The sequence below is a fragment of the Lapillicoccus sp. genome (genome assembly GCF_039935575.1).
GTDB lineage: Bacteria > Actinomycetota > Actinomycetes > Actinomycetales > Dermatophilaceae > Lapillicoccus.
On sequence record NZ_JBDTKA010000081.1, the window covers coordinates 75918 to 83520 of the forward strand.

General features: G+C 69.6%; 5 protein-coding genes. 2 read left to right on the forward strand and 3 right to left on the reverse strand.

Annotation, left to right across the window (positions count from 1 at the left end; translation table 11 throughout):
- Positions 1-189: 189 nt before the first annotated feature.
- Positions 190-4173, forward strand: a complete 3984-nt coding sequence (eccCa, locus tag ABI385_RS10495; protein ID WP_348103696.1) for a type VII secretion protein EccCa — start codon at positions 190-192, stop codon at positions 4171-4173.
- 80 nt (positions 4174-4253) lie between these two features.
- On the opposite strand, the gene ABI385_RS10500 is transcribed toward eccCa, so the two are convergent.
- The 3 genes from ABI385_RS10500 to ABI385_RS10510 form a co-directional block, all read right to left on the reverse strand.
- Entirely contained in the window at positions 4254-4778 is a 525-nt protein-coding gene (locus ABI385_RS10500; protein ID WP_348103697.1) for a PspC domain-containing protein, read from the reverse strand.
- Between the two features lie 79 nt (positions 4779-4857).
- On the reverse strand, positions 4858-5481 hold the full coding sequence (locus ABI385_RS10505; RefSeq protein WP_348103698.1) for a hypothetical protein: 624 nt from the start codon (positions 5479-5481) through the stop codon (positions 4858-4860).
- Positions 5478-6323: an NAD(P)-dependent oxidoreductase gene (locus ABI385_RS10510; protein WP_348103699.1), complete on the reverse strand. Its 846-nt coding sequence runs from the start codon at positions 6321-6323 to the stop codon at positions 5478-5480. The genes ABI385_RS10505 and ABI385_RS10510 overlap by 4 nt, the downstream gene beginning before the upstream one ends.
- Positions 6324-6501: 178 nt before the next feature.
- Here ABI385_RS10510 and ABI385_RS10515 point away from each other — a divergent pair, with 178 nt between their 5' ends.
- Positions 6502-7065 carry a dihydrofolate reductase family protein gene (locus ABI385_RS10515; RefSeq protein WP_348103700.1) on the forward strand — a complete coding sequence of 188 codons (564 nt, stop codon included), beginning with the start codon at positions 6502-6504 and terminating at the stop codon, positions 7063-7065.
- The last annotated feature ends 538 nt before the right edge of the window (positions 7066-7603 follow it).

Here is a 7603-nt window from a genome sequence, read left to right on the forward strand (position 1 = left end):
GCACCCCTGCGGGGCGTAATCATAGTCGGCCGAGCCCATCGTCGACCCGAGTGTCGGTTCTGGCCTTTATCATCTCACTGGACGACCGTTCGTCCAGCGCCCGCCGCACACCAGGGGCAGCGCGGCTTCCCGACCAGTCATCGGGGCACCGCGCACTGCGGCACCACGGGTGAACGAAGGGGAAAAGGCATGTCCGCCACGCCGACCGCCGTGCAGCGCGAGGGGCGCATCGAGCCTCCGCCGATGCCCTACGGCGAGCTCGACCTGCAGCCGCCGCCACCGCTGTTCGCCGGCGAGGGTGCCGCGTCCAACGCGCTCATGACCGCCGTGCCGTTGCTGGGTTCGGTGGGGTCCGTCGCGTTCGTCGCGATGAGTGGCAAGTCAGCGCAGAGCTACCTGGCTGCCGGCATGTTCATGATCGCCTCGCTCGGGTTCGTCGGCGTCAGTATCTGGCGCACGCGCACCAGCAAGACCGCTCAGGTCACGAGCAACCGCCGCGAGTACCTCAGCTATCTGCGCGGCATCCGCGAGGTCGCCCGCAAGGCCGGCGCCGAGCAGCGCCGTCACCTCACCTGGATCCACCCCGACCCCGTGGCCCTCGCCTCTGTTGCCGAGGAGGGCACGCGCGTCTGGGAACGCTCCACCGACGACGAGGACTGGCTCCTGGTCCGGTATGCCTCGGGCCCACAGCGGCTCGCGCTCGACCTGCGCCCGCCCGAGTCCGACACCATCGACAAGCTCGACCCCGTGTCCGCGTCGGCGCTGCACCGCCTCCTCGCGACCCACCGGATCATCCCGGACCTGCCGACCGCCATCGCCCTCAACTCGTTCGCCCGCATCGAGGTGACCGGCTCCGAGGAGCACGCCCGCTCCCAGGCCCGCGCGCTGGTCGTACAGGCGGCGATCTTCCACGCCCCCGACCAGCTCGTCATCGCCGTCCTGACCGAGCCGAGCGCTCTCGGCCACTGGGACTGGGTCAAGTGGCTCCCCCACGCGCAGAGCCGGCGCGAGGCCGACGCCGCCGGTCCGCGCCGCCTGGTCTGCACGGACCTGGACGAGCTCGTGTCGCTCCTGCCGGCCGACCTCAGCGAGCGCCCCAGGTTCGGGCCGTCGCGCAGCACGGCCACGCCCCACGTCCTGGTGGTGCTCGACAACGTCGTCGTGCCGATCGGCCACTCCGTCGTCACCGAGGACGGAGTGCAGGGCATGACGATCATCGACCTGCCCGAGCGTTGGGAGGAGCTCACCGATGACTCCCGCGTGCGGTTGCACCTCGACGGTGACACGACCACACGCATACGCGTTGCCGCGGTCGTTCCCCGGCAGGAGCCGATCCGAGGGTTCGCCGACCAGCTGAGCATCCCGGCCGCCGAGGCCGCGGCCCGCCGCCTCACGCCGCTCTACGCGGGCGAGGGCCCGGTCCGCGAGGACGTGTTCACCCGGAGCACGGAGCTGACCGACCTGCTCGGAATCGGTGACGTCCACCGCCTCGACCTCGAGCGCACCTGGCGGCCCCGACCCCCGCGCGACCGGCTGCGGGTCCCCATCGGTGTCGGTGCCGACGGGCAGTCGATGAACCTTGACTTCAAGGAGTCCGCCCAGCAGGGCATGGGCCCGCACGGACTCATCATCGGCGCGACCGGTTCGGGCAAGTCCGAGCTGCTGCGCACGCTCGTTCTCGGGCTCGCGCTCACCCATTCCCCCGAGATCCTCAACTTCGTCCTGGTGGACTTCAAGGGAGGCGCGACGTTCGCCGGCATGGCCGGTATGCCGCACGTATCGGCCATCATCACCAACCTCGCCGACGAGCTCACCCTCGTCGACCGCATGCAGGACGCACTGTCCGGTGAGATGACCCGTCGCCAGGAGCTGCTGCGCGCCTCGGGCAACTACGCCTCCGTCCGCGACTACGAGAAGGACCGGACCTCGGGCGACGCTCCGCACCTGACGCCGCTGCCGAGCCTGCTCATCGTGTGCGACGAGTTCTCCGAGCTGCTGTCCGCCAAACCAGAGTTCGTCGACCTCTTCGTCGCCATCGGCCGCCTCGGGCGCTCCCTCGGCATCCACCTTCTGCTGGCCTCCCAGCGCTTGGAGGAGGGGCGACTGCGCGGCCTCGACAGCCACCTGTCCTATCGGATCGGGCTGCGCACCTTCTCCGCCGCCGAGTCCCGCAGTGTGATCGGCGTCGGCGACGCATACGAGCTGCCGGCCGTTCCGGGGCTCGGGTTCCTCAAGCCCGACCAGTCCTCCCTCTGGCGGTTCAAGGCCGCGTATGTGTCCGGCCCGCCCAAGACCCGTGGTCCCAACGCGGCCGCCGGGTCCACCACCGCCCGCCGCGAGGCCCTCGCGTTCATCCCCGGTGAGGTGGTCTCTCGCCTGCAGTCCGAGGTGATCGAGAACGCGGCCTCGGGGTCCGGGGCGTTGGCGCCCCAGGAGAAGCGGAGCGTCTTCGACCTGTCCGTCGCCGCTATGACCGGCCATGGGCCGGCGGCGCACCAGGTGTGGCTCCCCCCGCTGGACGTCCCCGACACCTTCGACCAGCTGTTGCCCGACCTTGCCATCGACACCGAGCTCGGTCTCGTGTCGCGGGCCTGGCGCTCGCGGGGGCCATTGCGCTTCCCGTTGGGAACCGTCGACATGCCGCGCGAGCAGAAGCGCGACACCCTCCCGGCGGACCTGTCCGGAGCAGCCGGTCACGTGGCCGTCGTCGGTGCTCCGCGCTCCGGCAAGTCGACGCTGCTGCGCAGCATCGTCACCGGCCTGGCGTTGACCCACACGCCGCGCGAGGTGCAGTTCTACATCCTCGACTTCGGCGGCGGCAGCTTCACCGGGCTGCGCGACCTCCCGCATATCTCCGGCATCGGCACCCGGTCGGAGCCTGACGTCGTCACGCGCATCGTCGCCGAGGTCAGCGGCGTCGTCGACGCGCGCGAACAGTACTTCCGCGCCAACGGGATCGACACCATCGAGACCTACCGCACCCGACGGGCGCTCGGAGAGGTCGACGACGGCTGGGGAGACGTCTTCCTGGTCGTCGACGGCTGGAGCACGATCCGCTCCGATTTCGAGGAGATCGAGCCCGAGCTGCAGGTCCTGGCCCAGCGCAGCCTGACGTTTGGGGTGCACCTCGTCACGAGCACGACCCGGTGGATGGACTACCGCTCGAGCATCCGCGACATCCTCGGCACCCGGTTCGAGCTGCGGCTCGGGGACGTCATGGACTCGGAGATCGACCGCAAGGTCGCCCAGAACATCCCGACCGACCGTCCGGGCCGGGGCATCGTCCAGGCGAAGTACCACTTCCTCAGCGCTCTGCCCCGCATCGACGGTGACGGCAACGCCGGGTCCCTCGGCGCCGGTGTGCAGAAGATGGTCACCGCCATCCGCGACGCCTGGCAGGGCGCACCCGGGCCCAAGCTGCGGCTGCTCCCGACCACGATCACCCTCGAGCAGGTCCGCGAGATGGCCCCGGACTCCACCCAGGTCCTCCTCGGGATCAACGAGCGCTCGCTCGCCCCGACGGCCTTGAACGCCACGCGCGACCCTCATCTGCTCGTCTTCGGCGACGGACAGTCCGGCAAGTCCTCCCTGCTCCGGTCCTACATGAGCGAGGTCACCCGCCTCTACTCTCCGGACAAGGCGCAGCTGTTCATGGTCGACTACCGCCGCGCCAACCTCGGCGAGTTCCCCGACGAGTGGGTCGCGGAGTATGCGACCAACGCCGACACTGCGGCCGCTCTGGCCGGCGGGCTGTTCGAGTTCCTGCGTGAGCGGCTGCCGGGGGCCGACGTGACCCCCGAACAGCTGCGCAACCGGTCGTGGTGGGAGGGCAAGGAGGCGTTCGTCATCGTCGACGACTACGAGCTCGTCGCCACGAGCATGGGCAACCCCCTCGAACCCCTGATCCCGTTGCTGGCTCAGGCCGTCGACATCGGGCTGCACCTGGTCGTCGCCCGTCGCAGCGGCGGCGCGGGCCGGATGTACGACAACCTGGTCACGACGCTGCGTGACCTCGCGCAACCCGGCATCCTGCTGAGCGGCGACCCCGCCGAGGGCGCCCTGGTCGGACAGCTGCGGGCGGTTCCCGCCGTGCCCGGCCGGGGCCGGATGCTCACCCGGGACGGCTACAACCTCATCCAGGTCGGCTGGACGCCGTCGGCCCACGGCTCCTAGCGCACGAAGAGGCGGTATGCCGTCACCACGCCGGCATACCGCCTCTGGTCTGTGCGCCCGGCCAGACGGCCGTCGAGCGGTCAGTCGCGGGGGGAGTCCTGCGGGCCGCCGGTCCCGGTGGTGGGGGTGGACTCGGTCGGCTGGGTGTGCGCCGGGCGGTTCCAGCCGCCGGTGCCGCGCTGCCACCAACCCCGCTTGAACCCGATCACCACGACGGCGGCAATGGCGATGAAGGGCCACGGGCCGGCGTGGTGGAGGCCGGCGTCACGGCCGAACACGTCCGGGACGACCGACAAAGCGGTGACCACCAGGAGCACGATCGACGACGCTTCGCCGCCGCGGATGGCGCGCTCGAGGCGTACCTGGCCCTGGGAGTCCGGCAGCATGAGCCAGGCGAGCAGGTAGAGCGGGACGCCGAGCGTCAAGATCGCGAGGATCACCAAGCCCAGGCGGACGATGGGCCGAGAGACGCCGAGCCGTTCGGCGATACCGCCACTGACACCGGCAATCACGCGGTCCTGGGACCGGGTGACCGGGCTGCGTCGAAGGGCGGTGAAGAACCGGTCGAGGGCCGGCGTCGGGGTGGAAGCGGGTGTCGTTGTCATGCACTCAGCGTGATCCGTGCCGGGCGGCAGCGCAGTGCGGATCGTCCCTGACCCGACCCTGAACCGACCCTGAGCGCTCTCAGCAGGTGGCCGCGGGATCGACCTGAGGTCGGTACCCACCGCGCAGGGCGGCGAGGGTCGTCGGTGGCGTCAGGACGTCGACCTCCCCACCGTGCGGTGCTGGTCTCGCCGCGGCATACCCCTCGACTGTCCACGGGATGATCCTGTTGCGCCACAGCAGGTTCGGGGCTTGGTCCAGCATCATGAAGGCGCCGTCGGGCAGGTCGCCCCAGGCGAGGCGATGCGGGTTCTGACGGGAGGTCCGGGGCACCAGGCGCTCGCTGTGGAGCCGGCCGTCGAGCGCCTTGGCGGTCAACACGGCCGTACTGCCTTCCGTCTCAGCGACGGCCGTGCGGAACCCCTGGTAAGCCTCGCGGCGACACAGAGCGCACGGCCGGTGCCCGGCGGCCAGGGCCACCGCCTCGTCGTGGAAGAACAGCGGCGTGTAGTGGTGCGGCTCCCACTGACGCGCCCGCCAGCCACGGAAGGAGAGCTCGCAGATGATCCAGAGCGAGCCGACGTGGTGCCGCACGATGTGCCCGGCGTCGGCGTGCAGGATGCCGCGGTTGCCCATCCAGGCGCCGCGCAGGGCGATGGCAGCGACCTCCCCGGTCGGCGTGACGCGGTTCGGTCGCGGGCTCACGACCGCCAGCTGTGCTCCGGTGCGAAGCCGATCAGCTCACGGGCCCGGGCGTTGGCCAGGAGCGTCTCGTGGCCCACCAGCTCGTGACGCAGCTCGACGCCGGGGAAGACCTCCGCCATGAGGTCCGCAGAGGTGCGTTCCATCAGGGTGTCGTCGTTCGCGATGATGAGGTTGACGGAGCCGGTCGTGTCGGCCTCCAGCGCGTTGCGGCAGGCCGCGGCGGCGTCCCGGACGTCGATGTAGCCCCAGAGGTTCCAGACGCGCGCCATCGGGTCGTCCTGGAACGACGGGACCCGCGCGTAGTCCGTCTCGAGGAAGATGTTGGAGAAGCGCAGTCCCACGAACGGGATGCCCGACCACCGGGACACCTGCTCGGCCATCGCCTCGGTGACGACCTTGGACAGCGCGTACGTCGACTCCGGATGCGGGAAGTGGTCTTCGTCGACAGGTGCGTAGCGGGGCGGGCTGTCGGGCCCGAACGCCAGACCGAGCGTCGTCTCGCTCGACGCCCACACCACCCGCTTGAGCCCTATCTGTTGCGCCGCAAGGAAAATGTGCGCGTTCATCGTCACGTTGTCGGTGAGCGTCTTCGCCGGAGTATGCAGCCCCGGCGCCGGGATGTTCGCGAGGTGCACGACGGCGTCCGCGTCGGCCAGGAGCTCGACGACCTGACCGTGGTCGGTCAGGTCGGCCCGGATGTAGTCCCCCTCGAAGCCGTCCGGCCTCGGTGCCGCGTCACTGGCGAGCACCTCATAACCGTGCGCGGCGAGCTCGGCGGCGGCAGCGCTCCCTGCCTTGCCCGCGGCACCGGTGACGACGACATGGCTCAGCGTTGGGGTCATCCGCGCATTATGGCCGCCCTCCCGGGCCAATCCGAGGCCAGTCGACCGGCCCGATGACTTCCCGGCGGCAGTGAAGTCTGAAGCACTAGCGCAGGCCACCTGTGTCGCAGCCCGGGACAGGCAGGTTTCCTGGGCAAGCACGGTTCCCGAGACGACCCGAGACAACGGAGTTCTGACAATGAGAAAGCTGATAGCGACGGTGTTCAACTACTCACTCGACGGACTGCTCGCCGACGAGGGCACCGAGTTCTGGAAGTTCTGCTTCGACCTTCCCGAAAACCGTGAGCCGGATGACCCGGCGCAGCTCGACTTTCTCCAGAGTGCGTACGCGCACGTCATGGGCCGCACCGCCTACGAAAGCATCGCAGGGTCTATGACGACGTCCACCGACCATCCCTTCGCTCCCATCTTGAACGCCGGGCGCAAGGTCGTCTTCTCCCGGACCCTGAAAACGGCTGACTGGGCCAACACCACCATCGCTGCTGGTGACACAGCAGACGAGATCGACAAGCTCAGGCTGGGCGGCGAGGGCCACATCGTGGTCTGGGGCGGCGTCAGCCTCTGGCGGTCGCTGATGCGCCTCGATTTGATCGACGAGCTGCAGGTGAGCATGTTCCCTTACGTTGCGGGCGAGGGCACGCGGCTGTTCGACAGCGTCCCCGCGTCCTACCGGCTCGACCTGGTCTCGAGCACCGCCTCCCGCAACGGGATCGTCGAGCTGCAGTACCGCCGACACCGCTGAACTGCGGGTTTGGTGGGCCCCGAGGGACTCGAACCCACAACCTACGGAATCGTCTCCGTGCTCCCTCAGCTCGGGCTCACGTGGCGTTCTGGAACTCAGGACTGCCATGGTCACTCGTGGTTGTTAGGGGTGCCTCGGACGGTGATGAGTGCCCTTCAAGCGCCCTCGCCGGTCGGCACTTGGGGCTGGTGCACATCGGTCTGCGACCTTGGCACCGGACCGGAGCGAAGCGGTTTCGCGGCAGGGAGGTGACCAGGTGCGGCAGCGTTGGCGCAATGATCGGGATCTGTCGAGATGATGGTGGCCGGCTGCGATGCCGATAAGGAGGCCAGCCGAACGGGTCTGAGAACAAGGGTTGGCTGGCGGGTGAGGGCTGGGGCTCCCGGTCGGTTCGCCTTGGTCGACCCCGTCCCTCCTCAACGCCTGAGATCCGGTGTTGTCGACGAGCCGCCAGCCGAGGTCGAGTCCTTCACCACTGAGCCCTGATCCGTAAGTTGGTGGGTGGCCCGGGAGGGTCGGATGTGGCTGAGCCTTGATC

Coding starts and splice junctions, on each gene's coding strand:
- ABI385_RS10500 (WP_348103697.1), bottom strand. CDS start 4,778: ATGACAACGACACCCGCTTCCACCCCGACGCCGGCCCTCGACCGGTTC.
- eccCa (WP_348103696.1), top strand. CDS start 190: ATGTCCGCCACGCCGACCGCCGTGCAGCGCGAGGGGCGCATCGAGCCT.
- ABI385_RS10515 (WP_348103700.1), top strand. CDS start 6,502: ATGAGAAAGCTGATAGCGACGGTGTTCAACTACTCACTCGACGGACTG.
- ABI385_RS10510 (WP_348103699.1), bottom strand. CDS start 6,323: ATGACCCCAACGCTGAGCCATGTCGTCGTCACCGGTGCCGCGGGCAAG.